The organism is Paracidovorax citrulli (assembly GCF_900100305.1).
Lineage (GTDB): Bacteria > Pseudomonadota > Gammaproteobacteria > Burkholderiales > Burkholderiaceae_C > Paracidovorax > Paracidovorax citrulli.
The window spans coordinates 26,558-50,050 of the sequence record NZ_FNEY01000009.1 but is presented as its reverse complement, the minus strand read 5'-3'; the positions used below and the strand labels follow the sequence as shown (position 1 = coordinate 50,050).

At 69.2% G+C, this 23,493-nt stretch carries 25 protein-coding genes and 1 pseudogene; 11 read left to right on the top strand and 15 right to left on the bottom strand.

Annotated features, from left to right (window positions below; translation table 11 throughout):
* Positions 1-44: 44 nt before the first annotated feature.
* From BLR99_RS08270 to BLR99_RS08250, 5 genes are all read right to left on the bottom strand, one after another.
* Positions 45-1,343 carry a DUF1501 domain-containing protein gene (locus tag BLR99_RS08270; protein WP_011795395.1) on the bottom strand — a complete coding sequence of 433 codons (1,299 nt, stop codon included), beginning with the start codon at positions 1,341-1,343 and terminating at the stop codon, positions 45-47.
* A 66-nt stretch (positions 1,344-1,409) separates the two neighbouring features.
* The gene (locus tag BLR99_RS08265; protein ID WP_011795396.1) at positions 1,410-3,059 is read right to left on the bottom strand and encodes a DUF1800 domain-containing protein; all 1,650 of its coding nucleotides are present in this window, start codon (positions 3,057-3,059) and stop codon (positions 1,410-1,412) included.
* A 205-nt stretch (positions 3,060-3,264) separates the two neighbouring features.
* Positions 3,265-4,635, bottom strand: coding sequence for an ABC transporter substrate-binding protein (locus BLR99_RS08260; RefSeq protein ID WP_048857382.1), 1,371 nt, complete (start codon positions 4,633-4,635; stop codon positions 3,265-3,267).
* Between the two features lie 100 nt (positions 4,636-4,735).
* Positions 4,736-6,379 carry a methyl-accepting chemotaxis protein gene (locus tag BLR99_RS08255; RefSeq protein WP_011795398.1) on the bottom strand — a complete coding sequence of 548 codons (1,644 nt, stop codon included), beginning with the start codon at positions 6,377-6,379 and terminating at the stop codon, positions 4,736-4,738.
* Between the two features lie 129 nt (positions 6,380-6,508).
* Positions 6,509-7,876, bottom strand: a complete 1,368-nt coding sequence (locus BLR99_RS08250; protein WP_074687013.1) for an MFS transporter — start codon at positions 7,874-7,876, stop codon at positions 6,509-6,511.
* Positions 7,877-7,926: 50 nt separating this feature from the next.
* Between BLR99_RS08250 and BLR99_RS08245 the strand changes: the two genes are divergently transcribed.
* The gene (locus BLR99_RS08245; RefSeq protein WP_017440457.1) at positions 7,927-8,181 is read left to right on the top strand and encodes a hypothetical protein; all 255 of its coding nucleotides are present in this window, start codon (positions 7,927-7,929) and stop codon (positions 8,179-8,181) included.
* A gap of 31 nt (positions 8,182-8,212) precedes the next feature.
* On the opposite strand, the gene BLR99_RS08240 is transcribed toward BLR99_RS08245, so the two are convergent.
* The 3 genes from BLR99_RS08240 to BLR99_RS08230 all read right to left on the bottom strand — a co-directional run bounded on the left by BLR99_RS08240 (position 8,213) and on the right by BLR99_RS08230 (position 10,396).
* Positions 8,213-8,701 (bottom strand): tetratricopeptide repeat protein, encoded by a 489-nt coding sequence (locus BLR99_RS08240; RefSeq protein ID WP_228194000.1) that lies wholly within the window; start codon positions 8,699-8,701, stop codon positions 8,213-8,215.
* 139 nt (positions 8,702-8,840) lie between these two features.
* Entirely contained in the window at positions 8,841-9,500 is a 660-nt protein-coding gene (locus BLR99_RS08235; protein WP_011795401.1) for a pseudouridine synthase, read from the bottom strand.
* 29 nt (positions 9,501-9,529) lie between these two features.
* Positions 9,530-10,396, bottom strand: coding sequence for a M23 family metallopeptidase (locus BLR99_RS08230; RefSeq protein WP_048857383.1), 867 nt, complete (start codon positions 10,394-10,396; stop codon positions 9,530-9,532).
* A gap of 205 nt (positions 10,397-10,601) precedes the next feature.
* On the opposite strand from BLR99_RS08230, the gene BLR99_RS08225 reads away from it, so the two are divergent.
* Positions 10,602-11,885: a phospholipase D-like domain-containing protein gene (locus tag BLR99_RS08225; RefSeq protein WP_011795404.1), complete on the top strand. Its 1,284-nt coding sequence runs from the start codon at positions 10,602-10,604 to the stop codon at positions 11,883-11,885.
* Between the two features lies 1 nt (position 11,886).
* Here BLR99_RS08225 and BLR99_RS08220 read toward each other — a convergent pair.
* Positions 11,887-12,347 (bottom strand): annotated as a pseudogene (locus BLR99_RS08220) (SRPBCC family protein).
* 46 nt (positions 12,348-12,393) lie between these two features.
* Positions 12,394-13,362, bottom strand: coding sequence for an alpha/beta hydrolase (locus tag BLR99_RS08215; RefSeq protein ID WP_063366160.1), 969 nt, complete (start codon positions 13,360-13,362; stop codon positions 12,394-12,396).
* Between the two features lie 745 nt (positions 13,363-14,107).
* On the opposite strand from BLR99_RS08215, the gene BLR99_RS08210 reads away from it, so the two are divergent.
* Together BLR99_RS08210 and BLR99_RS08205 are read left to right on the top strand one after the other, a co-directional pair.
* Complete coding sequence (locus BLR99_RS08210; RefSeq protein ID WP_017438352.1) at positions 14,108-14,464, top strand: hypothetical protein; 357 nt, start codon at positions 14,108-14,110, stop codon at positions 14,462-14,464.
* Between the two features lies 1 nt (position 14,465).
* Positions 14,466-14,972, top strand: a complete 507-nt coding sequence (locus BLR99_RS08205; protein ID WP_048857384.1) for a hypothetical protein — start codon at positions 14,466-14,468, stop codon at positions 14,970-14,972.
* A 75-nt stretch (positions 14,973-15,047) separates the two neighbouring features.
* Here BLR99_RS08205 and BLR99_RS08200 read toward each other — a convergent pair whose 3' ends face one another.
* Entirely contained in the window at positions 15,048-15,374 is a 327-nt protein-coding gene (locus tag BLR99_RS08200) for a DUF2322 family protein (protein WP_017438350.1), read from the bottom strand.
* 148 nt (positions 15,375-15,522) lie between these two features.
* Positions 15,523-16,161, bottom strand: a complete 639-nt coding sequence (locus BLR99_RS08195; protein ID WP_082081938.1) for an META domain-containing protein — start codon at positions 16,159-16,161, stop codon at positions 15,523-15,525.
* 362 nt (positions 16,162-16,523) lie between these two features.
* Here BLR99_RS08195 and BLR99_RS08185 point away from each other — a divergent pair, with 362 nt between their 5' ends.
* Positions 16,524-17,111, top strand: coding sequence for a TetR/AcrR family transcriptional regulator (locus BLR99_RS08185; RefSeq protein ID WP_017438348.1), 588 nt, complete (start codon positions 16,524-16,526; stop codon positions 17,109-17,111).
* Positions 17,112-17,177: 66 nt separating this feature from the next.
* Positions 17,178-17,678, top strand: a complete 501-nt coding sequence (locus tag BLR99_RS08180; protein WP_011795412.1) for a hypothetical protein — start codon at positions 17,178-17,180, stop codon at positions 17,676-17,678.
* On the opposite strand, the gene BLR99_RS08175 is transcribed toward BLR99_RS08180, so the two are convergent.
* The 3 genes from BLR99_RS08175 to BLR99_RS08170 form a co-directional block, all read right to left on the bottom strand.
* Positions 17,660-17,860, bottom strand: a complete 201-nt coding sequence (locus BLR99_RS08175; protein ID WP_377703176.1) for a hypothetical protein — start codon at positions 17,858-17,860, stop codon at positions 17,660-17,662. The two genes, BLR99_RS08180 and BLR99_RS08175, sit on opposite strands and share 19 nt — an antisense overlap.
* Before the next feature lie 90 nt (positions 17,861-17,950).
* A complete protein-coding gene (locus BLR99_RS23660) occupies positions 17,951-18,085 on the bottom strand; it encodes a hypothetical protein (protein ID WP_017438346.1) in 135 nt (44 codons plus the stop codon).
* A 35-nt stretch (positions 18,086-18,120) separates the two neighbouring features.
* Positions 18,121-19,935, bottom strand: a complete 1,815-nt coding sequence (locus BLR99_RS08170; protein ID WP_011795413.1) for a glutamine--tRNA ligase/YqeY domain fusion protein — start codon at positions 19,933-19,935, stop codon at positions 18,121-18,123.
* A 179-nt stretch (positions 19,936-20,114) separates the two neighbouring features.
* Here BLR99_RS08170 and BLR99_RS08165 point away from each other — a divergent pair, with 179 nt between their 5' ends.
* The 5 genes from BLR99_RS08165 (at position 20,115) to BLR99_RS08145 (ending at position 23,487) form a co-directional block, all read left to right on the top strand.
* Positions 20,115-20,477, top strand: a complete 363-nt coding sequence (locus BLR99_RS08165; protein ID WP_011795414.1) for a hypothetical protein — start codon at positions 20,115-20,117, stop codon at positions 20,475-20,477.
* Positions 20,478-20,650: 173 nt separating this feature from the next.
* Positions 20,651-21,103 (top strand): type II 3-dehydroquinate dehydratase, encoded by a 453-nt coding sequence (aroQ, locus tag BLR99_RS08160; protein WP_017438345.1) that lies wholly within the window; start codon positions 20,651-20,653, stop codon positions 21,101-21,103.
* A 26-nt stretch (positions 21,104-21,129) separates the two neighbouring features.
* Positions 21,130-22,005 (top strand): alpha/beta fold hydrolase, encoded by an 876-nt coding sequence (locus BLR99_RS08155; protein ID WP_085947469.1) that lies wholly within the window; start codon positions 21,130-21,132, stop codon positions 22,003-22,005.
* Between the two features lie 4 nt (positions 22,006-22,009).
* Positions 22,010-22,456, top strand: a complete 447-nt coding sequence (arfB, locus tag BLR99_RS08150; protein ID WP_011795417.1) for an alternative ribosome rescue aminoacyl-tRNA hydrolase ArfB — start codon at positions 22,010-22,012, stop codon at positions 22,454-22,456.
* A gap of 161 nt (positions 22,457-22,617) precedes the next feature.
* The gene (locus tag BLR99_RS08145) at positions 22,618-23,487 is read left to right on the top strand and encodes a DODA-type extradiol aromatic ring-opening family dioxygenase (protein ID WP_011795418.1); all 870 of its coding nucleotides are present in this window, start codon (positions 22,618-22,620) and stop codon (positions 23,485-23,487) included.
* The last annotated feature ends 6 nt before the right edge of the window (positions 23,488-23,493 follow it).

Here is a 23,493-nt window from a genome sequence, read left to right as displayed (position 1 = left end):
GCACGGCGCCGCCACGGTTCCGTGGCCGGGCCCGGGCGCGTCTTTCACGCCAGCCGCAGGTCCTTCGGTTTCGCTCCCGGGAACACCCGGGCGAGCGCGTTCCCGTTCAGCCCGTACATGCGCCCGAAAATGCCGCCCAGCACGCCGCGGTAGTCGTTGAGCACGGGGTAGTCGCGGTTCTGGAACAGCGTGGTCGCGGCCAGCGCCTGCTGCTCGCCCACGATGCGCCCGCCGGCGATGCCGCCGCCCAGCACCCACATCACGCTGCCGTGGCCGTGGTCCGTGCCGCGGTTGCCGTTCTCGCGGAAGGTGCGGCCGAATTCGCTCACCACGACCACGGTGGTGCGGGCCCAGGCCGGGCCCATCTCGTCGGCGAAGGCGGCGAGCCCCCGGCCCAGCTCCTCGAAGCGGTTGGCCAGCGCGCCCGTGGCGTTGCCCTGGCCCACGTGCGTGTCCCAGCCGCCCACGTCCACGAACCCCAGGTTGTAGCGCGACTGCATGAGGCGCGCCATGCGCCGCGCCGTGCCCTCGAAGCCCTTGGTGCTGAGCGCGTTGCGGCTGGCGGCGTCCATCTCGCCCTGCATGGTGCGCGCCACCTCGTCGCGCGTCTGGAAGCCCTCGGCCACGGGCGCGGCCAGCGGCGTGCCCTGGTACATGGAAGCGATCAGCCCCGCCTGCCGTTCGTCGATGCCCGGCTTGGACACACCGGCCGCGGCCAGGGCCGTGTTGGGCACGTCGTAGCCGCCGCGCAGCACCAGCGGCAGCGTGTCGGTGAAGGCCATGGGCGAGAGATGGTCGTGCCAGCGCGGCTGGGCACCGAGTTCCATCGCCAGCCGGTTCAGGAAGCCCGAGCGGTAGTCGCGCCGCGCGCCCACGGGCTGGCCCAGCTCGATGCTGTCCTGCGTGTCGAAGTGGCTGCGCGTGAGATCGTCGGTGCCCGAGAACGGCACGAAGGCGACCTGCTTCTTCGCGTAGAGCGGCTGCAGCGAACCGGCCAGCGCCGGGTGCAGGCCCCAGTCGGCGGTGAGTTGCAGGGCGCCGCCCTCGGCGCCGGGGCGGGCGATGGCGATGTTCGGGCGGCTCTCGTAGTAGAAGTCGCTCGAGGTGGGCACCAGCAGGCTCGCGCAGTCGTAGCCGCCGCGCAGGAAGACGAGCAGGAAGCGCGCGTCCGCCGTGCCCTGCGGCGTGGCCGCCAGGCTGGCCTGCAGCACGCCCGGCGCGGCCAGGGCGGCGAGCGCCTGCAGGCAGCGGCGGCGCGTGGGCGCGATGCCGGCGAGGCCTGGCGCGGCGCTGGCGGCGTCACGGGGCAGGGAAGAGCGTTCGGGAGTGGCGGAATGCGGCATGGCAGGCCTTTCCTGGATCAACGGGCAGCTCCGTGGGCGGTTGCATTCGCAACGCCCTGGCGGCCGTCAGGCGTACATGAATTCGGGGGCGGACAGCAAGAAAGTGTTCCATTCCGCGGGCGAGCCGGCACGCGCCAGCGCCACGCGCGTGGCCGGCGCCAGTTGCGGCTCCATGGCGCGGAAGGCGGCGTTCTGCGCGATCGCGGGGGGCCGCACCTTCGGCGGCGGCGCCCCCTCGGCGCGGTAGAGCGCGCCGGTCCCGGCCCCGCCCAGCGCCCGCGCGATCTCGAAGCGCACGGCCATCTGGCCGGAGCTGGTCCAGGCGGCCGCGTCCAGCGGATAGCCGTCCGGCGTGACGCGGCCGTAGAGCGGCTCGGCCAGGCGCTGCAGCCACGAGAGCGCCGGATCGGGGTTGGCCAGCACGCGGTCGGAGTAGCCCAGGCGCAGGCCGGCCATCACGTACTGCACGGGGTCGCGCAGCCGGGTGCCGAGCGAGGCCTGGAACGCCTCGCTCGTGAACAGCGTCTGCAGCACCGCGCCGATGTGGCCGTCGGTCTGCTGGAAGCGCTCGGCCATCGCCTGCAGCAGCGCGGGCGGCGGTGCATCGCCCACCAGGTAGGCGGCCATCTTGCGGGTCACGAAGCGGGCGGTGGCCGGCGCGCGGGCGAGCCGGTCCAGCGCCTCGTCCAGCTCCGCCATGCCCTGGCCCTGCAGCGGCTGGCCGAGCAGTTCCTTCGGGTCCCAGTCGTGGCGCTGCGGATGGAACTCGTACAGGCCGCGGCGCACGTACTGGCGTGCCCATTCGGGCTTGAGCTTCGGTGGCGGCTCGTCCAGCGGGCGCAGCGACACGCCGTGGCCGGTGAGCACGCGCGCCATCTCCTGCACGTCGCGCTGGCTGTATCCGCCGTCCACGCCCAGCGTGTGCAGCTCCATCAACTCGCGCGCGTAGTTCTCGTTGATGCGGCGGGCGGCATTCTGCGCGTTGTCCAGGTAGCGCAGCATGGCCGGATGCCGCACCGTGGCGCCCAGCAGGTCGCGGAAGCGCCCCAGCGCATGCGGGCGGATGGCGCGGTCCTCGTAGTCGCCCACCATGGCGCGGATGTCCGCCTTGCCGGCGAACACGTTGAAATGGTTCATCCAGAACCAGGTCATCTTCTCCTGCAGCTGCGCCGGGGAGTACACGGCCCGCAGCACGAAGCGCCGCTCGGCCTCGCGCTGCAGCGCCCGCATGTCGCGCTGGTAGGCAGCCTGGGCGGCCTTGCGGGCCTCCTCGGTCGGCTCGTTCCTGATGGCCTGCTGGCGGGCCTGCATGTCGATGGCCAGGGTTTCCATCGGCGTGAGGGTGATGGCCATGGCGTCGATCTGCGCCTGCGCCTCGGGCGGCAGCGGGGCGTTCGGGGCAGGGCGCAGCAGCGCCGCCACGGTGGCCGCCGGGCCGACGTGCTGCAGGCCCTCCAGTGCCGCGGCGTTGGCGCCCCAGGTGAGCCGGTCCAGCAGGCGCGCGCCCTCCGCGGGAGAGCGGGGCGCGTCGCGATCGCTTTCGGCGGCGAAGGCCCCGGGCGGTGCGGCCAGCGTGAGCCCGGCGGCACCGCACACCCCCACGGCAGCGGTGGCGAGCCATTGGCGGCGCCCGACGGCGGGATACCCGGGCCCGGGATCTTCGGGATCGCGCAGGGACGCGGCACGGGCAACAGCGGCGTTCACGAAGGACAGCATGGTGTTGGAGGAAGAGTGGCTGTGGCGCGCATGGTGCGCCGCCGCGCAAGGCCCCGCAAGGGGGCCGGCGAGGTTTTACCCGGCGGACACAGATGTATCGCCGCGTGCCCTCCATCTCATCAGGAGAAAAGCACGGAATCCCTTGCCCGCAATGGACGGGGTGCTATTGATTTGATGGCGAATGGGCGGCGCCGTGCCGGCGCCCTCATCGCTCGGGCCCGACCGGCCCGGTGCCCAGGATCAGGTCCTTGAGCCGTTGCGTGGCGCGCGCGTCGTCGATGCGGCCCTGCAGGTGCTGCATGACGATATCGTTGATGTGCTGCTGCACCGAGCGCGGCGACAGCGCAGAGAAGGCCGCGAGCACCGTGCGGCGCATGTTCGCGCTGCGCAGGTCCCGGATGGCCTGGCGGCCGCACAGGTCCGCCCCCGTGTCGGGCACGTCCACGCGCGCGGGCGCCGCGCCGCTGGCGATGCCCATCTCGCGCTGGAAGTCCGTGTCCATCACCATGCGCATGAAGACGCGCTGCGCGGCCGGGTCCACCTGCGCGCCACGCACGAAGCCGACCTGGTCGCCGATGTAGAGCACCATGCCCTGCGTGTCCGGAAAGCGCGGACACAGGTAGTCCTGGCCGGCCTCCATCCCGCGCTGGCGCAATTCGCCGTTCAGCCAGCTGCCCTGCATCTGCAGCAGCGCCTTGCCCTCTTCGACCATGTCGCTGGCGCTGCTCCAGTCGCGGGAAGCGGCGTTCGCGCGCAGGTAGGGCCGCAGCTGTGCCATGCGCGCGAAGATGCGGCGCACGATGGCTTCGTCGTACGCGCGCCGGTCGTGCTCCAGGAAAAACCGCCGGTAGAACTCCGCGCCGCCCGCGCCGGCCGCCACGGACTCGAACCAGAACGAGTATTCCCACGCATCGGCGCCGATCCCGACCGGCACGATGCCCGCCGCCTGCGCGCGGCCGAGCAATTCCAGCAGTTCGTCCCAGGTGTCGGGCACGGTGCCGCCCAGGCGGTCCAGCAGGGGCTTGTTGAACCACAGCAGGTTGGTGGAATGCACGAACAGCGGCGCGGCGATCCAGTGGCCGCGGAAGCGCGCCCAATCCTGCAGGGCATAGGGCACGACTTCCTCCCACTCCTGCTCCCGCGCGATGGCGTCCAGCGGCAGCAGCAGGCCCTTGGCGGCCAGCGGCGGCGCGCCTTCGCCCGCCGTCATCACCGCGGCGGGGCGCGGCAGGCGATGCTGGAAGCGCTGGGTGAACACCGACAGCGCGCTGTTGCCGTTGCCGCACACCGGCTCCTCGATCGTCCAGTGCAGGCCGTGCCGCGCCAGGTGCCGCGCCAGCACCTCGCTGCGCTGGTGCTCGCCGGGCGAGGCCCAGCAGTGCCAGATGTGCAGTGCCGTGGGCTCGGCCGCCCGCGGTGCGGGCCGGGCTGCTTCCCGTGGCTTGACGGGCGATGCGCCCGCGGCCGCGGCGGCCCAGGCCGCCAGCAGCAGCCCGGCCAGCCATCCGGCAACCCGCGCGGGCAGGCGACCTGCGCGGAAATGAGCGGCAGTGCCGCGGCCCGTGGCGGAGTGCATGGAGAACGCGTGTCGTGGAGGTGGAACGGAGGAGGTGGCGCGGATTCTAGTGCGCAGTCCACCTCGTCCCCTTCCGCGGCGCCCCCGGCCGCGGGCCGGGTCAGCGCAGCGCCAGCCGGTGCCCGGGCTGTGTTTCGGAGCCGATGCCGGCACCCGTTGCCGCCGCGCCGCCGGCGATCCCTGGCACCCGGAAGACCGACACCGATTGGTCCAGCCGCCGGGCCTGGTCGCGCAGGCTGGCCGCCGCCGCCGCGCCTTCCTCCACCAGCGCGGCATTCTGCTGCGTGGCCTGGTCCATCTGAGCCACGGCCTGGCCCACCTGCAGCACGCCGTCGCTCTGCTCGGCGCTCGCCACGCTGATCTCGCCCACGATTTCGCTCACGCGGCGGATCTCCGCCACGATCTCGGCCATGGTGGTCCCCGCCTGGGAGACCAGGGCGGCGCCCCTGTCCACCTTCTCCACGCTGCCCAGGATCAGCGCCCGGATCTCCTTGGCCGCCTGCGCGCTGCGCTGCGCCAGCGTGCGGACCTCGGCGGCCACCACGGCGAAGCCGCGCCCCTGCTCGCCCGCGCGCGCGGCCTCCACGGCCGCGTTCAGCGCCAGGATGTTGGTCTGGAACGCGATGCTGTCGATCACACCGGTGATGTCCGTGATCTGGCGTGAGCTGGCGCTGATCTCCTGCATGGTGTCCACCACCTGCTCGACGATCTGGCCGCCGCGGTTGGCCACGTCGGTGGCGCCGGTCGCCAGCTGGCTCGCGGTACGGGCGTTGTCCGCGTTGTGGCGCACCGTCGCGCTCAGTTCTTCCATGGCCGATGCCGTCTCCTGCAGGGCGCTGGCCTGCAGCTCCGTGCGCCGGCTCAGGTCCGCGTTGCCGGTGGCGATCTCGCTCGATCCCGTGGAGATCGAATCCGAGGCGAGCCGCACGTCCGTCACGATGTGGGCCAGCGTCGAATGCATGCTCGCCAGCGAGGCGAGCACGCTGCCGGGCACGACCGCGCCCTGGCGCTGCATGGGGGAGAGGTCGCCGCTGGCCACCTGCTCGGCGATCTGCCGCAGCTCCGCGGGCTCGCCCCCGAGCGCGCCCGTGAGCCGGCGCGTGATGACGAGGCCAGCCACGGTGGCGATGATGAACGCCAGCACGGCGGCGGCGATCAGCGCGGTCCGCTCCGCCCCGAGCCGGTCCTCGGCGTCGTCGGCCAGCTCGTGGGCCCTGCTTCGGGACAGCTGTGCGTACTCGGAGGTGACGGCCGCGAACTGGTCGAGCAGCGGGCGGCATTCCCGGTTCAGCTTCGTGATGGCGGCGTCGCGTTCCCCGCGCGCCGCGAGGTCGATGATCCCGAGGGCGACGGGCGCATAGCTCTGTTCGATCCGGTCCATCTGCGCCACCAGCGCGCGTGCCTTGTCGGAGGTGTCCGTGGCCTGCGCCATCAGCTGCTTGAGCTCCGCCATTGATTTCTGGACCTGGGCGTGGGCCTGCTCGCCGCGCGACTTCTCCGTCTGCACCTCGGCCGGCGTGGTCGCCAGCACGATGTTGCGCGCGGCGATGGCGCGCTCATCGATCGCGGTGCGCAACTGGGCCGTCATGGCGGTCCGCGCTCCGATGCCATGCACGTAACCCTGGAAGCGCGTGGTCGCGTCGCCCAGCGCCGCGAGGCCGAACAGCGACATGAAAAGGATCAGCACCCCCATCGTGCCGAAAGCCACCATCAGCTGGGTGCGCACTTTTGCATTTTTGTTCATACGGTTCTCCCGAAAAATGATTCCATCAGAAAACGATGGTCCCGCATTTCCGGAGAAGCCCCGAACTACACAAAAGATCACATCGGTGAATTGGTAAAAATACCACATTCACCAAGGAGGGATCGAGAATCAATGGGGACGCGGTGGCTCCGCGCCCGGCCGGGGCGATGCTTCTTCGAACCGGTCCACCCGCCGCAACGGCTTGAACATCCAGGCCCAAGCCCCCACCACTCCGAGCGTGCACAGGCCGCCCACCACGGCCGCGGGCACGGTGCCCAGCCAGGCAGCGCTGGTGCCGGCGCGGAATTCGCCGAGTTCATTGGATGAGCCGATGAACAGCATGTTGACCGCGCTCACCCGGCCGCGCATGGCGTCGGGCGTGGAGAATTGCACCAGCGAACCGCGGATGTACACGCTCACCATGTCCGCCGCGCCCGCGACCACCAGCGCCGCGAACGACAGCCAGAACACGGTCGAGAACGCGAACACCAGGTTGGCCACGCCGAACACGGCCACCGCGATGAACATCGTCGCGCCCACCCGGCGGTTGAACGGCCGCAGGCTCAGGTAGAAGCCCATGCCCACCTCGCCCATGGCCATGGCGCTGCGCAGCGCGCCCAGGCCTTCCGGCCCCACGTGCAGCACCTCGTGCGCGTAGATGGGCAGCAGCGCGATCACTCCGCCCAGCAGCACGGCGAACAGGTCCAGCGAAATCGTCCCCAGGATGATGGGCCGCGACCGGATGAAGCGGATGCCCTCGCCGAAGCGCTCGCGCATCGTGCCCAGCACCGGTCCCAGCGGGGTCGCGTGCGCCACCGGCACCCGCAGCATCAGCGCGGCCCCCACGGCGAACGCCACCAGGCACACGGCATACGTCAGCTCGCCACCCCCGGCCGCGTACAGCAGGCCACCCAGGAACGGACCGGCGATGGCCGCCGTGCGCATCAGCATGGAATTGGCTGCGATGGCCGAGGCCAGCCGCTCCCGCGGCACCACCTGCGGCAGCAGGCTCTGCAGCGCAGGGGCCGAGAACGCGCGCGAGGCGCCGAACAGCACCAGCACCGCATAGATGCCCGTCACCCCCGCGGCGCCGTGCCCGGCGAGCCACCACAGCGCCGCGCTGCACACGGCGCCCACGGCCCAGCTCGCGCAAAGAATGCGCTTGCGCTGCACGCGGTCGATCAGGTCGCCTGCGGGCAGCAGCAGCGCCAGCATGGGCAGGAACTGCGCCAGCCCCACACAGGCCAGCGCCAGGGGTTCGCGGGTCAGGTCGTACACCTGCCAGGCCACCACCACCGCCTGCACCTGCGTGGCGAACATGGCGGCCACCCGCGCCACGATGAACGCGAGAAAGCCGGGATGCTGGTAGATGCTGGAGGAGCGGGGCGCCGGGACGGACGGGGCGGGGGAGGGCTGGGGGGACGGAGGAACAGGCACGGCCCGCATGCTACCGCTTCGCATGCCCCGCCGACCGGAATCCGCCGCCGGCGCCGCCATGCCCGCCCCGGAACCGGCACGGCGCGCGCCTGAACGTCGTTCCGGAGATCGTGGCCAAGGGCCTGCGCGCCGGCCAGCCGGTGGAAATGGCCGGCGCCGCGCCGCCCGTGGGCTTCAAGACCGACCGCAAGCTCGCGCCCGTGGCGGAATTCGCTGCCGCCCGCGACCTGCGCATCGACCGGGTGCGCATCGAGGTCTGGTCCGGCATGCGGCCCTCGTCGCTGCTGGAAACCTTCATGGCCTGGATCCCGCTGTTCTTCGGCCTGACGTTCCTGGCGCTGTTCCTCTGGTGGCGCAGGCGGTGATGCGCTCCCGCTGACCTGCCGGCCCGCGGGGTCAGAGATCCAGCGGCTGGCCCGGCTTCCACGCGTCGGCGCGCCGCTGCGCTTCCGCCGCGTCCTGCGCGCCCAGGGCGCCCAGGGCGCCTGCCAGCCGCGTCTGGGCGGCCCGCGCGGCCAGGGCACTGTGACCCGCCGGCAGCAGCACGTCGTCCCGGCCCGATCCCGCATGGGCGCGGGCCGCGAGTTCCATCAGCATGCAGGCGGTGATGGGCCGCTGCACCACGGTGTCGCTGCCCCGCGCATACAGCGCGCCCAGGCTGTAGAGCCCGGCGGCATCGCCCTGGCGCGCCGCGCGCAGGTACCAGTTCTCCGCGGCCGACAGCTGGCGCGGCTCGCCGTCCCCGCCGCGCTCGTACATCGCTCCCAGCCGCACCGCCGCGAGCGCGGAGCCGCCGTCCGCCGCCTGCGCCAGCCAGCGCACCGCCTCGGTGCGCTCCGCGGGCGTGCGGCGATGGTCAGCGGGCGAGGAGGGGCCTGGTGCCATATGCGTCCTGTGCGGGTGGCGTTGCCGCGGCGGTGCTGCCTGCAGCGGCCGTGCGCGGTGGAATGGCCGCGATTGTCTCTCCTGCGCAGCCGCCTGCGCGGTCATTGCCCGGTTCGCCGCGACCCGCTGCCGCCCGGCGTCACATCCGGTGGGTGCCGGGCCGCCGGACCGCGAGGGCCGCGGGAATTTCCGCCTCTGCCCAGGTGCCGGGTGCCAGCCCGTCGAGCGCGAAGGGGCCGATCGCCGCGCGCACCAGCCGCAGCGTGGGATGCCCCACCGCCGCCGTCATGCGCCGCACCTGCCGGTTGCGGCCTTCGCGGATCACCAGCTCGATCCAGGTGTCCGGAATGTGCTGCCGCACGCGGATCGGCGGCTCGCGCTCGCCCACGGGCGGCGGCACATCCAGGCGCCGGGCGCGCGCCGGCAGCGTCGGGCCGTCGTTCAGCTGCACCCCGCGCTCGAGCGCCTGCAGGGCCGCCGCATCCGGCACGCCCTCCACCTGCACCCAGTAGGTCTTTTCCATCTTGAAGCGCGGATCGGCGATGCGCGCCTGCAGCCCGCCGTCGTCGGTCAGCAGCAGCAGCCCCTCGCTGTCGGCATCCAGCCGGCCCGCCACGTACACGCCCGGCAGGTCGATGAAATCCTTCAGCCCGCGCCAACGGCCCTCGGGCGTGAACTGGCTCAGCACGCCGTAGGGCTTGTGGAAGCGCAGCAGGCGGGACGGCCCGGCCCGTTCCACCGGTTCGAGCCGCACCCCGGGCCGCGGGCTGGGTCTGCGCCGGCCGTCGCCAGGCCGCATCGGCGGCGGAGCGCCATGTTCGCGGCGCGTCATGCCGGCAGGAACAACGCCGGATCCACCATGGTCCGGTTCAGCATCACGCCCCAGTGCAGGTGCGGCCCGGTCACGCGCCCCGTGGCGCCCACCTTGCAGAACGGCTGGCCGGTGGCGAGCGTATCGCCCACCTGCACGTCGATCGCGCTCAGGTGGCAATACATCGTCAGCAGGCCGCCTCCATGGTCGAGCCACACGGTGCCGCCGTTGAAGAAATAGTCCCCCGTGTCGATCACCTTGCCCGGCAGCGGCGCCACCACTGGCGTGCCGGTGGCCGCCGCGATGTCCATGCCGCTGTGCGGATTGCGCGCCTGCCCGTTGAACACGCGCCGCAGCCCGAACGAACTGGACCGCCGCCCGGGCACCGGCTGGCGCATCGCCAGGTCCGCGGCGCGCGGCAGCGGCGTGGAGAAGGTAGCCATCACCTGCTGCTGGTGCGCCCGTTCGCGCTCGTAGCGCGCGTTGTCCTCGGCGGACAGGTCCACCGTGCGCGGCGCCACCGTCAGCCGCTGCTCCTTGTACCGCTTGGGCTCCACGCGGTAGGCGATGTCGCGCGGGGCCTCGCCCTTGGACTGCACCCGCACCGACGCCGTGCCCGTGGGCGCCGACAGCGCGATGCCCACGATCGCCGTCCATTCGATGGCATCGCCCAGCACCAGCAGCGGCACCTCGCCCGCATGGGCCTGGGGCCGCTCCGCAGCCGGGCCCAGCGACAGGCGCGCCACGCCGCCCGGCACCTGCAGCGCCCGGGGCCACACGCCTTCCGGCGCTCGGCCCGCGGCTGGTTTCGCCTGCACCGCCCCCGCCCGCACGGCGGCCGCCAGCGCGGCGCCGGCGGCCAGCACCCCGCGGCGCGAGGGCATCCATGGACCGGCGGCCGCGCCGGAAGGCCCGGCGGTGTCCGGGGAAGGCAGGGAAGGGAAGGCGAAGCGGGAGGATGGCGGAGGCATGGTCTGCAGGAATTCAATCGATGGCGCGCGGCGCCCGTCCGGGTAGGCCCGCCAGTGTAGGCGGCTGGAGGCGCCGGCCTACAGGGGCGGCCCGCGGCGGCTTCGACAATCCCCTGCCATGCAGACACCCGGCCGTACGCTGCGCACAGCGCTGATCACCTTCATCGCGACCGCCGCCGCGGCGTTGCTGGTACTCAATTTCACCGCGGGCGAGCCGCAGGTCCGCCAGCAGCTGCCGCGCCTCTACGGCACCTCCAGCCCCCAGTTCGAGCGGGCCATGGGCAACCTGCTGGGGCCTTCCATCGTGGAGGGCAACGACGTGATGGACCTGCAGAACGGCGACCGCATCTTCCCGCCCATGCTCGCCGCCATCCGCGCCGCACGCCGTTCCATCACCTTCGAGACCTACATCTACTGGTCCGGCGACATCGGCAAGCAGTTCGCCGACGCCCTGAGCGAACGCGCCCGCGCGGGCGTCAAGGTGCATGTGCTGCTCGACTGGGTGGGCAGCTCCAAGATGGAGGACAGCTACCTCGACGAGATGCGCGCCGCCGGCGTGGAGATCGAGAAATTCCACAAGCCCCACTGGTACAACCTCGCGCGGCTCAACAACCGCACCCACCGCAAGCTGCTCGTGGCGGACGGCGTGGTGGGCTTTACCGGCGGCGTGGGCATCGCGCCCGAGTGGACCGGTAACGCGCAGGACCCGGACCACTGGCGCGACTCGCACTACCTCGTGCGCGGCCCGGCGGTGGCGCACCTGCAGGCCACCTTCCTGGACAACTGGCTCAAGGTCACCGGCCGGGTGCTGCACGGCGACGCCTATTTCCCGAAGCTCGCGCCCGCCGGCACGCAGCGCGCGCAGATGTTCTCCAGCTCGCCATCGGGCGGCAGCGAGAGCATGCAGCTCATGTACCACATGGCCGTCACCGCGGCCGAGCGCAGCATCGACCTTTCCGCGGCATATTTCGTGCCCGACGAACTCACCCGCGCCCTGCTGCTGGACGCGCTGCGCCGCGGCGTGCGCGTGCGCATCGTCACCCCGGGCGAGCACACCGACACCGAAACCGTCAAGTCCGCCTCGCGCGGCACCTGGGGCCCGCTGCTGGAGGCGGGCGCGGAGATCTACACCTACGGCCCCACCATGTACCACTGCAAGGTCATGATCGTGGACCAGCGCCTCGTCTCGGTCGGCTCCACCAACTTCGACAACCGCTCCTTCCGCCTCAACGACGAAGCCAACCTCAACGTCTATGACGAGGCCTTCGCCCGGCGCCAGACCGAGGTCTTCGAGCAGGACATCCGCCAGTCCCGCCGGGTCACGCACCAGGAATGGCTGAACCGGCCCCTGCGGGAGCGGCTCGCCGAGCGCATCACCGGCCTGCTCGAGTCGCAACTCTGAATCAGCCAGGAATCTCCGGCTCCACCAGCAGCGCCAGCAACTGCAGCGACTCCTGCCACCCGAGATAGCAGGCCTCGGTGGGAATCATCGCGGGAATGCCTTCACCACGCGCAGCTCCGTGCCCACCGACACGGCACGGAGCTCGACCGTGGTGCGCATCTCGCCAGGCAGTTGCGCCGCATCGAAGCGGTCGGTGTGCACGATGCGCTCGCCCGGCACCAGCTCCAGGTACTCGCCGCCGAATGCATGCACCTGCCCGTTGCCCCAGTGCGTGAACTGCATGCGGTAGCGTCCGCCCACGCGGGCATCCATCTCCAGCACCCGGCCGGTGAAGCCGTGCGGCGGCAGCCACTTCACCATCGCGTCCGGGTCCAGGAACGCGCGATAGATCCGCTCGGCCGGCGCGCGCAGCACGCGGTGCAGGGTCACGGTGCCGGTACCGGCGGGGGTGGAAGCAGGCATGCGTCTCTCCTTGCGCAGGGTGCGCGGAACGGGGAAAGCCGCCAACTTAGCTGCCCGCCGAAGCGCCTTCAAGCGGGGCTTCCCGCATATTCGGTGCCGGCGCCGCGGGCGGGGCCGAGGCGATGAACCCGGCCACGTCGTCCAGTACCGGCGCCACCCAGCGCAGCGGCCATGCGAACGCGCCCACCAGCGTCGTATGGCTGGCGCGCGGATAGAGCTGCAGCACCACGGGCACGCCGGCCGCCTGCAGTGCCTGCGCCAGCTGCAGCGTGCTGCGCTGCGGGCTCACCAGCCGGTCCTTCTCCGGCGCGCCCAGGAAGGCCCGGGGCACCTGCGCGGGCACGGCCGGGTGCGCGAACTCGATGGGTTGGGCGCGTGCGGGGTAGTTCGGGTGGAAGAACACCGGCTGCGCCTCCGGGTTGTCCGTGGGAAAGAAGTCGTACGGCCCCGCCAGCCCGATCCAGCCCGCCAGCTCGCGCGGCGCATGCCCCGTGGCTGCCAGCCAGCGCGGATCCAGCGCCACCATCGCCGCGTTGTATGCGCCTGCGCTGTGCCCCATCGCGAACACCCGGCGCGGATTGCCGCCGAGCCGCGCCGCATGCTCGAGCCCATAGGCCACCGCCAGCGCGCTGTCGGCGACGAAATCCGGATACCGCACCTCCGGATACAGCCGGTAGTCCGCCACCAGCGCCAGCACCCCGCGCGACGCCAGCGCCTGGCCCAGAAACAGGTAATCGCCCCGTTCCCCGCTGTTCCAGGTGCCGCCATAGAAGAACACCACCACCGGCCAGCCGCCGGCCGGGGCGGCCACCGAGGGACGGTACACATCCAGCCGCTGGCGGGGCAGGGTGCCGTAGGCCACGCCGGTGTCCACCGCGGCGGCGCTGCGCGGCGCGAGGGCATTCAGAGTACCGACACCGGAGCAGGCGCTCAGCCCGGCGGCCAGGGCCAGGAGGCCGGCAAGGCGGGCGGCGCGTTTCCAGAAGGACGTAGGGGGCGGAAATATAGGGGGCACGTGAGTTTCCCATGCAAGGGGTTTACAGTTTTGTACGTTTTCTGCCGAATTCTGGATTTTTGAATGAAAAATTTTGTTTCATTCCCTTGACAAAATATTATAAATGGCCGGGTTTTTCGAAATTTTGTGATCGAGATCGATTTATAAATAAATTTTATGAATTAATTCATTGAATTTTTTATAATCATACTTTGATGCTTGATGGACTGGTTGAAAGCTGGGAAATAATATTTGTGAAGGATGTGCACATCTCTAGCACATTTGTTGCAAATGAAATTCATCAGCGAAATAAATGAACCCATAGTCGTTGCGGTTGCCAGAGATAGATATCTATCCCCCATTCATCCATTTGCCGACGGCGTGCATCTGCCTTCCGTTCCCGCTCCTCGATATGGATAGGATATTACCTATGGCTGTAGAGCGTCGGCGCCGCAGCGGCAGAGTGTCGGGGACACGGTAGACGTGCTGAAACCCAAGATGGAAAATTGCTGGGAATTTTTGCCAGGGCAGATACCACCGGAGTGGCGCGAACATTATTTTTCGAATTTCTCAGAGAAAATCGGAAGGGCGTTGAGTATTTTGAAGATCCACGTTTGACGGGGCTGGTCTCCAGTCATACCAACATGGAGTATTTTTGCAGTGCAGCGCTGTCCGCTCCCAATCCCCCTATAAGACCCCTGGCAGGATTCGTATTCACCAGGCACTCAAGGATGCTGATTGGAACATCAGGAACCTGCAGGTGCCGATGGACCTGGGTGTGCCTGCATTTAATGCCGGTAGCCAATTTTTCGCAACCCAGGACTATGGCAACGGCCTCGGTCTGATGATCAACGGCGTCCAGCATGTCTATGTGATAGCCACTGCCTACGGGTATGATCGTGAGAGAGGGCAGTACCAAATAACATTGAAGTTTGTCTTGTACGACGTTTTTGGCCTGGATGATGATGACTTGAGAGAATATGGCGCTCAATCCGATGGTGGTTTTTCTTTCGCTCAAAGTGTCGGTATCACGGCTTGGTGGCAACTCCAGCACCAATTCGCTTACCCTCCGCTGGTCACCCGGGTGGTATTGACCAGAAGCTACGAAGCGCCTGCAGTATGAAATGATGCAACAACATTCTTGCGCCCGTTGGGGTTCACTCGGCTTGGCTTCCGTCATGCTCGGCTTGGCGATGATGCCGTTTTTCTATCTCGGTATCGGTGCATGGCAGGAGTTGTCGACTGTCGCGAGTGCGACGGTTTTCCTGGCCGCCTTGGTTTGCCTTGGTTTCATTTGCCTGCGACTGCTACCCCATGGAAATCCCACTTGGGCCGGAGCGCCCCGTCTGTGGTGGGTCGAGGCTGCCGCTTGGATCATATTGGTTTATCTGGGAGCCATGCTGACAGGCATGCGCCTGCAGACCGGGTTTGCACGGTTCGGGAGCTTCGCTCTGGTGTGGCTGGTGGCCAGCGCAGCGATGTTTCCGGTGGTGGGTTGTTTCTTCCGTAGGTCGGTTTTGGTGCGGCGTGCATCCGCTTGGCGTTTTTCCGTGCTCGCAACCGCAGTCTGGCTGTTGATCGCTTCCAACATCGCCACGGCATTCATTTTCATGCCACAGAGGTTTGTCTGACGAAGCCATCAGCTAGAGCGAGCGGCCTCGCCTCGGAAACACAGTGAGGGCAGGGCAGCTGCCCCGGCCGCTTCGTCAGGATGAAGCCGCGGGCACCAGCCGCACCCCATAGGCCACGTCGCCCTTCGCCCACTCCACCAGCCGGTCGATGTTGGGATGCTTGCCGGGATGCGCCTGGGCATCCGCCGTGTGCTCCGCATACCACTCCAGTCCCAGCGTGGCCGCGGCGGGCGTGATGCGGACGCCGTACAGCTGGCCCAGCGCGTGGTACACGGCCAGCGAGCCGGCCTGGCCAGGCTTGTTCTCCAGCGTGGCGACGGTCTCGCCGCCGGGTGCCAGCAGATGCAGGGCGGAAAGGTGGGCGACGGAGGGGAGTTGCTTCAGGCGCTCGGAAAAATGCATGGTGGTGAATTGGAAAAATTGCGTGGAAGCGCGGCCTTCCGCATGGAGGCTGCGGGCAATCGCCGGTCTGTCGAGAGTGCGCTCGGCTGCGTATTGTGACAGCGTTCATCGCCAGCAGAGGCGATGCTCCATGAATCGCGTCGCGGATTTATTTGATTGTTTGGGGCTCGAATCGCAATTCTTCGCCTTGTTTGTTCTTCAGGATCAGTTCGGTATTGGTGCCGCGAATGATCTTGTAGCTGTCAACCTGTGAAATGAAATGAATTATGTTGCCTTCCAGGTTCATGATTTCTGGTTTGCAAGCTATCAGCGTGACTCCTGTAATGCGAAATCGGATCCGATTGTTTTTCTTGGGAATGAAGTTGAAGCTGATACCATTGCATGAGTTGACCACGAATAATATGTCCGGCTCCTCGAATGCCAGTTCGATATTTTTCTCCGGGCTGAAGTCATCGCTCTTCATCCAGTCTGGCAGCTGTTTCAGTGTCCATCTGTTTTGAGTGAGTTCTTTGACGGCCTTGCGTTGGTTCGGTCGATGAATGGCTTGTGATTCCTCTTTGGAATTTGCTTCCAGAGAGAATGCCATGGAGAAAATTAAATAAACCATCAAGCAAAATGATGATTTGATTATCGATCTGTTTCTGTCTCTCATGATGATTGGTTCAGCCGCTGCAGGTAGGGAAGGCCGCTTTCCATCGACTGGCGCGGCATGCCCGGTCCGCAGGCGGGTCAAGGTGCCCGCGACAACGCGGGCCCCGTCGCTGCAATGGAAAGAAGATCGGTGCATCGTAGCGTCCGGGCGTGGCCCGGGCCCGCGCCACGTAGTCGGCCAGGCTGGCGATGCTGGTGCCCGGATGCACCACGAGGATCTGCGGATTCACCACCGCCTTGTGGATGGGCTTGAAGCTCTTGTCCCTGTCGTAGGGCAGTCCCCGGGAACAGGATGAGGGTGGGCGCTGCCAACCCTCGTGCGTTCTGTGATCGATCGCGCGCCGCTCGCGGGACCGGGATGATTGCCGGTTCTCCGTCGCAGCCTCGAGATCTGCCGTTCGGGTTGCTCCGAGGCCTGCGATCCATTGATCACCGGATCTGCATCTGTCAGCAAGTCTGCGTTGACGTGACTATCTACTAGTAGGTAGAATTGGCGCCATGGGTACTTCAGACACTGCTGCCGAGATCCTCGCAGCCGCGAGGACGCTGATCGTGGCTGGCGGCTATGACAGCTTCAGCTACGCCGACATCGCCAAGGTGGTCGGGATTCGCAATGCCAGCATCCATCATCACTTTCCGAGCAAGGCTGAGCTGGTGCAGGTGCTGGTCAGGCGGTACCGCGAGGAAGCTGCGGCTGGCATGGCAGCTTTGAGCGCGAGCGTGCCGGACGCCCTGGCGCAGCTTCGCGCCTATGTGGACTATTGGCAAAGATGCATCCTGGACGGCAGTGCGCCTTTGTGCATCTGCGCATTGCTCGCAAGCCAGATGCCCATCCTTCCCGGGACTGTGGCGCTGGAGGTCCGTGCGCACTTCAATGCCCTGTCGGCTTGGCTGGTGCAGGTCCTGCGAGCCGGCATGCGGCAGAAGTCTGTGCATTTGACGGGGACTGCCGCCGCCGAGGCCGAAGCCTTCATGGCCACGGTCCACGGGGCCATGTTTTCAGCACGCGCCTACGGAGATCCAGCCGTGTTCGACACGATCGTCGGCCCGCTGCTTCAACGCCTTGGAAAGCCTTCCCAGGCCTGATCCCGCGCCGCAGTCGTGCGGTCGGCTCGCGCCGAAGCTCTCAGTTCACCCACTACAGGAAACCCCATGTCCGGAATCTCACCCCTCGGTTGGCTGCACACGCTGGGCAGCCTGCCCGCGATACCCGCGGCCGTCTACATGTTTGCGCGCAGCGGGAGGATCGTGCCCCGGTCACGTCCCGGCTTGCTCTACCTGGTCTGCATGCTGATCGGCGCCAGCACGGTGTTTCTGGTGACTCGGCAGGCGGCCGGATATGCTGTCGGCGCGCTGACGCTCTTCTTCCTGGCGATCGGGTATGGCGTCGGACATGTCCGTGCTTTGAAGCGAGCTTCGATCTATATCGGGACGATCGCTCTCACGCTGACGGTCTTCCTGCTGATGGTTCCTACCGCGACCGAAACGCTGAGGCGTTTTCCGCCCGGTGATCCCGTCGTGTCGAGCCTTCAATCGCCGTTGCTTCGGGGCGTACACATAGCGCTGCTCGCTTCTCTTGTGGTGGGTCTCACGGTCCAGATCCTGCGTCTTCGCAGGAGGAATGGTTCCCCCGGTCAGAGCGATCTTCTCTGAAACCTCGCCTGGGGGCGTCCCGGCGAACGGTCGATCGCGACGCGGCCCGTGAGCGTCTCCAGCGGCTGGCCATGCAGGTGGAAATGCAGCGCGGGCTCGGTGCCCGCTGCGGCGGTGCTGTGGATGTCGTCGGGCAGGAAGACGATGGGCGCGCCCGGCTGCACAGTGAATCCGCGTGCCATGTGGATGCGCACGGCGGCCATCTCGCAGCAGGGAAACCATGGGCCACCCGGGGCGGCCCCGGTATGGGGGGCGGAAACGCCCCGGCCGCGCTACAGCCAGAACGGCCCTGCCGCCGGCCCCGTTTGGATCGTGAAACGCAGTCCCTTGAACACATGACCGGCCACCCACAGCGCGAACGCCGTGATGGCCCGGTGGAGCAGGAAGTGCGTGAGGTCGGGCAGCATGGCGGGGCGCCTGCGTTCCGCGGGTATCGCCGGGGCTACTTGCCCCAGCTGTCCTTCAGGCCGGTCGCCCGGTTGAACACCGGCTTGCCCGGCGCATGGTCCTCCCGGTCCGCCACGAAGTACCCGAACCGCTCGAACTGGAACTTGTCGTCCGGCTGCGCCCCGGCCAGCGAGGGCTCGACATAGGCGGTCACCACCTTCAGGCTGTCCGGGTTGAGCAGCGCCAGGAAGTCCTTGCCGCCCGCGTCGGGCTGGGCGTCGGTGAACAGGCGGTCGTACAGGCGCACCTCGGCGGGCACGCCGTCGGCCACGCCCACCCAGGTGATGGCGGCCTTCACCTTCACGCTGTCGGCCCCGGGCGTGCCGCTTTTGGTGTCGGGCACCACGGTCGCGAGCACCTTGGTCACTTTGCCTTCGGCATCCTTCTCGCAGCCCGTGCATTCGATGACGTAGCCGCCCTTCAGCCGGACCCTGTTGCCCGGGAAGAGGCGCTTGTAGCCCTTGGGCGGGGTTTCCTCGAAGTCCTCGCGCTCGATCCAGACGTCCCTGCCGAGCGTGAAGTGGCGCACGGGCGCTTCCGTGCCTTCGGGCGGATGGGGCAGGGCGGGCAACTGGCAGGGCTCGAGGTGACCGGCGCCGAAGAGCTCGTCCCAGTTGGTGAGTTCGAGCCTCACCGGGTCCAGCACGGCCATGCCGCGGTGGGCCTGGTTCTCCAGGTCCTCGCGCAGGCAGCCTTCCAGCGTGGCGTAGTCGATCCAGGAATAGTCCCTGGTCACGCCGATGCGCTCGCAGAACAGCTGCAGGGCCTCGGGCGTGTAGCCGCGGCGCCGGAGGCCGACGATGGTGGGCATGCGGGGGTCGTCCCAGCCGCTCACGATGCCGTTGTCCACAAGATGCTTGAGCTTGCGCTTGCTGGTCACCACGTAGGTGAGGTTCAGGCGCGCGAACTCGTACTGGCGCGGCTGGGGCGTGGCGATCAGGCCGCCTTCGGCCAGGCGGTCCAGCAGCCAGTCGTAGAAGGGCCGCTGGTCTTCGAACTCCAGCGTGCAGATGCTGTGGGTGATGCGCTCCAGCGCGTCCTCGATGGGGTGCGCGAAGGTGTACATCGGGTAGATGCACCACTTGTTGCCAGTGTGGTGGTGCTCGGCGTGCTTGATGCGGTAGATGGCCGGATCGCGCAGGTTGATGTTGGGCGAGGCCATGTCGATCTTCGCGCGCAGCACGGCGGCGCCGTCGGGCAGCTTGCCGTCGCGCATTTCCCGGAAGCGTGCGAGGTTCTCGGCGGGCGTGCGGGCGCGGAAGGGGCTGTCCACGCCGGGTTTGCCGAAGTCGCCGCGGTTGGCGCGCATCTCCTCCGGGCTCTGCTCGTCCACGTAGGCGTGGCCGGTCTCGATCAGGTACTCGGCCGCGCGGTACATGAAGTCGAAATAGTCGCTGGCCTGGTAGGGCGCGGCGGTGCCGGGGGCCTGGCCGATCTGCGCCCAGTCGAAGCCCAGCCAGTGCACGGCGTCGATGATGCCATCGACGTATTCCTGGTCTTCCTTCTCGGGGTTGGTGTCGTCGAAGCGCAGGTGGCACACTCCGCCATAGTCGCGCGCCAGCCCGAAGTTCAGGCAGATGCTCTTGGCGTGGCCCACGTGCAGGTAGCCGTTGGGCTCGGGCGGGAAGCGGGTGCGGATCTTCGCGGGGTCGGGCTGGCCGCAGGCGTGGTGGGCGGCGTCGCCCGGCGTGCCGGCCCAGCGGGCCTGGGCGTAGGTGCCCTGGGCAAGGTCGGATTCGATGATCTGGCGCAGGAAATTGCTCGGTTTGGCGGACTCGGCCGTCGCGGGGGAGGGGGCGTGCGAACTCATGGACGCATTCTAGGGCGCTGCCCCTGCCGGTAACCCCCTGCAACAAACGCCGCTACGTCCGGAAACAAGATTGTTCGGCATTTGTGCCATCCTGCGGGGCATCTGGCGCGTTATAGAGCGCACGGGGCCGGTCCCCCGCCTTCCCGGCGGCGCCGGGCCATTTCCCAAGGAGAACTTCCATGACCAAAAACCGTTCCTTCGCAGCCATCGCCGCCGCGGCCGGCGTGGGGCTGGCCCTGCTGGCCGCCTCGGGTGCCGCGCAGGCGCGCGACGTGTTCTGGTCCATCGGTGTCAATTCCCCCGGCGTCTCGGTGGGCGTGGGCGCCGGCCCGGGCGTCATCTACAGCCCGCCCGTGACCTACGTGGCCCCCCCGCCCGTGTATTACTCGCCCCCGGCGCCCGTGTACTACGCCCCGCCGCCCGTGGCCTACGTGCCGCCACCGCGCCCGGTGTATTACGCGCCGCCCCCTCCGGTGGTGTATGGCGGGTACGGCTATTACAGCCGGCCCCCCCACTGGCACCGCGGCGGCTACTGGCGCTGAGCCCGGCCTGCGCATCCTCCCGGGCGGCCCGTTCGCCACGGCCGCCCACTTGGGCCCCCGCAAGGGGGCCCTTCTTTTTTGCGGCATGGATAATGAAGGACGACGGATGCGCGCGGCGGGCCGTGCCGGAGAGTCGGCAGGGCGCCGGTGCCCGTCCCAGGAGTGAAGCCCCCGTGACCACGCCCCGTTCCGTTTTCGTTCTCAACGGCCCCAACCTGAACCTGCTGGGCACCCGCGAGCCTGCCGTCTATGGCTCGCAGACCCTCGCCGACGTGCAGCAGCTCTGCGAAACCGCCTGCGCCCGCCACGGGCTGGCGCTGCAGTTCCGCCAGAGCAACCACGAAGGCGACCTGGTGGACTGGATCCACGAGGCCGGCCGCCTGCATGCCGCGGGCCAGCTGGCCGGCGTGGTGCTGAACGCGGCGGCCTACACCCATACCAGCGTGGCGCTGCTCGACGCAGTGAAGGGTACGGGGGTGCCGCTGGTCGAACTGCACATCAGCAACGTGCATGCGCGGGAGAGCTTCCGTCACCATTCCCATATCGCCGGCGCGGCACGCGCCGTGATGTGCGGCTTCGGGGTGCCGGGCTATGCCCTGGCGATCGACGCGGTGGCCGGCTGGTGATGGCTGCTGCCTCGCCGGTACCTCCCATGCCCGCCGAGGCGGCCACGCTCGCCGCGCAGGCCTACATCCGCACCACACCCTGCGGCGACGGCGCCATCGTCTGGCACGTCTGGCAGGCCGCCGGCCACCCGGAGCCTGCAGCGCCGCCGCTGGTGCTGCTGCACGGCGGCAGCGGCAGCTGGACGCACTGGGTGCGCAACATCGATACGCTGCGCTCCTGGGGACGCACGGTCTGGGTGCCTGACCTTCCGGGCTTCGGCGATTCGGCCGTGCCACCCGGAGGTGCCGACGCCGATGCGCTGGTGGCCCCGCTCGCGCAGGGCATGCGCGCGCTGTGGGGCGATGCGCGCTGCGACCTGGTGGGTTTCTCGTTCGGGGGGCTCACGGCCGGGCTGCTGCTCGCGGCCGAGCCGTCGCTGGCCCGCCAGCTGGTGCTGGTGGGCGCGCCCGCCATGGGCGTGGTTCCTGAGCGCCAGATCACGCTCAAGGGCTGGCGCCACCTGGCGTCCCCGGCGGCGCAGGAGGCCGCGCACCGCCACAACCTGGCCGAGCTGATGCTGCACGATACGTCGCTGATCGACGGGCTCGCGCTGGACCTGCACCGGGCCAATGTCGTGCGCGACCGCATGCCGCGCCGGCGCCTGGCCCATACCGACGCGCTGGCCCGTGCGCTGCCGTCCGTGCGCTGCCCGGTGCATGCCATCTATGGCGCGCGCGACACGCTCTACCGCGAGTGGATCGCAGCGCTGGAAGGCGCCTACCGCATGGCCGCGCCGGATTTCCGGGGGCTGGCCCTGGTGCCGGACGCCGGGCACTGGGTGCAGTTCGAGCGGCCGGGGCCCTTCGAGGAAGCGCTGCGCGCCGCGCTGCACGCCGGTGCCGCGGCTGCCCGGGGCGCCTGACGCCATGGCGGACGGTACGCCCCGTATGCCCCCTGCGGCCGGCCGCGCGCCCCTGCGGGTGGACGAGCGCGAGATCGTCTTCACCGCCATGCGGGCCCAGGGTCCGGGCGGCCAGAACGTGAACAAGGTGTCGAGCGCCGTGCAACTGCGCTTCGACATCGCGGCCTCGTCGCTGCCCGAGGACGTCAAGGCCCGGCTGCTGGCCCTGCCCGATGCCCGCATCACGCAGGCAGGCGTGGTGGTCATCAAGGCGCAGCAGTTCCGCACGCAGGAGGCCAACCGGCTGGATGCGCTGCAGCGGCTCGACGCCCTCGTGGCCCGTGCCGCCCGGCCGCCGCGCGTGCGTCGGGCCACCCAGCCTTCCTACGGCGAGCGGCAGCGCCGCCTGCAGGACAAGCGCGAGCGCTCCGGCACCAAGGCGCTGCGGGGCCGGGTGCGGGACACGGGCTGAGCCTTGTCCCGGCCGGGCTGCCTTCCTGCCCGGATTGGTGCGACAGCTGCAACGATGTGTTTGCCGCGCGGGCCTTGGGTTCGTGGCTGCGCGCGCATACATTCGGACAGGGCACTGTCCCGCGCCATCTTCCGTTGTCCTGCCACGCCGACCGGGCCGCCATGTCTTCGACCGCACCGCTCTCCGCCACGCCTTCTTCTTCCCCTGTGCCCGTCACTGCGCCGGGGCGCGAAGTGCCCGCGCTGTTCGTTTCCCACGGCTCGCCCATGTTCGCCCTGGAAGCAGGGGAGACCGGCCCGGCGCTGCGTGCCTGGGCGGACGGGTTGCGCCGGCGCTTTCCCGCGCTGCGCGGGGTGGTGGTGATGTCGCCGCACTGGATGGCCCGCGGCGTGCGCGTCATGACCGGCGCGCAGCCGGCCACCTGGCATGATTTCGGAGGCTTCCCGGAGCCGCTCTATGCGCTGCGCTATCCGGCATCCGGCGCCCCCGGCCTGGCCGGGGAAGTCCTCTCGCTACTGCAGGCCGCCGGCTTCGACGCCCAGGGTGACGCGCAGCGGCCCTTCGACCATGGCGCCTGGGTGCCGCTGATGCACCTCTTTCCAGATGCCGATCTGTCGGTGGTGCAGGTCGCGCTGCCCGCCGGTGCGGGCCCGCGCGAGGTGTATGACCTGGGTACGGCGCTGCGCGGCCTGCGCGCGCAGGGCGTCCTGGTGATGGGCTCCGGCAGCATGACGCACAACCTCTCCGAGTTCTTCGGCGGCGCGCGCGGTGCGCAGCCCTATGTGGCCGAGTTCTCCCGGTGGGTGGAAAGCGCGCTGCAGCGAGGCGACGTGGAGGAACTGCTGGAGTACCGCAGCCGGGCCCCGCACGCCGTGCGCGCGCATCCCGGCGACGACCATTTCCTGCCGCTGTTCTTCGCGCTCGGCGCGGCCGGCGAACACCGCGCGCCGGCCTACCTGAGCCGGGAGGTGATGCATGGCTCGCTGGCCATGGACGCCTTCGCCCTCGGGCCCGGCGCCGCGGCCGCGTGAAACTCC

Bases quoted from the DNA above. Each gene is read 5' to 3' on its own strand.
- BLR99_RS08265 (WP_011795396.1), bottom strand. From the start codon at position 3,059: ATGCTGTCCTTCGTGAACGCCGCTGTTGCCCGTGCCGCGTCCCTGCGC.
- BLR99_RS08260 (WP_048857382.1), bottom strand. From the start codon at position 4,635: ATGCACTCCGCCACGGGCCGCGGCACTGCCGCTCATTTCCGCGCAGGT.
- BLR99_RS08155 (WP_085947469.1), top strand. From the start codon at position 21,130: ATGCCCGCCGAGGCGGCCACGCTCGCCGCGCAGGCCTACATCCGCACC.
- BLR99_RS08170 (WP_011795413.1), bottom strand. From the start codon at position 19,935: ATGAGTTCGCACGCCCCCTCCCCCGCGACGGCCGAGTCCGCCAAACCG.
- BLR99_RS08235 (WP_011795401.1), bottom strand. From the start codon at position 9,500: ATGCGGCCTGGCGACGGCCGGCGCAGACCCAGCCCGCGGCCCGGGGTG.
- BLR99_RS08225 (WP_011795404.1), top strand. From the start codon at position 10,602: ATGCAGACACCCGGCCGTACGCTGCGCACAGCGCTGATCACCTTCATC.
- BLR99_RS08175 (WP_377703176.1), bottom strand. From the start codon at position 17,860: ATGGCACGCGGATTCACTGTGCAGCCGGGCGCGCCCATCGTCTTCCTG.
- BLR99_RS08145 (WP_011795418.1), top strand. From the start codon at position 22,618: ATGTCTTCGACCGCACCGCTCTCCGCCACGCCTTCTTCTTCCCCTGTG.
- BLR99_RS08180 (WP_011795412.1), top strand. From the start codon at position 17,178: ATGTCCGGAATCTCACCCCTCGGTTGGCTGCACACGCTGGGCAGCCTG.
- BLR99_RS23660 (WP_017438346.1), bottom strand. From the start codon at position 18,085: ATGCTGCCCGACCTCACGCACTTCCTGCTCCACCGGGCCATCACGGCG.
- BLR99_RS08210 (WP_017438352.1), top strand. From the start codon at position 14,108: ATGGACCTGGGTGTGCCTGCATTTAATGCCGGTAGCCAATTTTTCGCA.
- BLR99_RS08165 (WP_011795414.1), top strand. From the start codon at position 20,115: ATGACCAAAAACCGTTCCTTCGCAGCCATCGCCGCCGCGGCCGGCGTG.
- BLR99_RS08255 (WP_011795398.1), bottom strand. From the start codon at position 6,379: ATGAACAAAAATGCAAAAGTGCGCACCCAGCTGATGGTGGCTTTCGGC.
- BLR99_RS08200 (WP_017438350.1), bottom strand. From the start codon at position 15,374: ATGCATTTTTCCGAGCGCCTGAAGCAACTCCCCTCCGTCGCCCACCTT.
- BLR99_RS08250 (WP_074687013.1), bottom strand. From the start codon at position 7,876: ATGGCGGCGCCGGCGGCGGATTCCGGTCGGCGGGGCATGCGAAGCGGT.
- arfB (WP_011795417.1), top strand. From the start codon at position 22,010: ATGGCGGACGGTACGCCCCGTATGCCCCCTGCGGCCGGCCGCGCGCCC.
- BLR99_RS08270 (WP_011795395.1), bottom strand. From the start codon at position 1,343: ATGCCGCATTCCGCCACTCCCGAACGCTCTTCCCTGCCCCGTGACGCC.
- BLR99_RS08230 (WP_048857383.1), bottom strand. From the start codon at position 10,396: ATGCCCTCGCGCCGCGGGGTGCTGGCCGCCGGCGCCGCGCTGGCGGCC.
- BLR99_RS08195 (WP_082081938.1), bottom strand. From the start codon at position 16,161: ATGCACCGATCTTCTTTCCATTGCAGCGACGGGGCCCGCGTTGTCGCG.
- BLR99_RS08185 (WP_017438348.1), top strand. From the start codon at position 16,524: ATGGGTACTTCAGACACTGCTGCCGAGATCCTCGCAGCCGCGAGGACG.
- BLR99_RS08240 (WP_228194000.1), bottom strand. From the start codon at position 8,701: ATGGCACCAGGCCCCTCCTCGCCCGCTGACCATCGCCGCACGCCCGCG.
- BLR99_RS08205 (WP_048857384.1), top strand. From the start codon at position 14,466: ATGATGCAACAACATTCTTGCGCCCGTTGGGGTTCACTCGGCTTGGCT.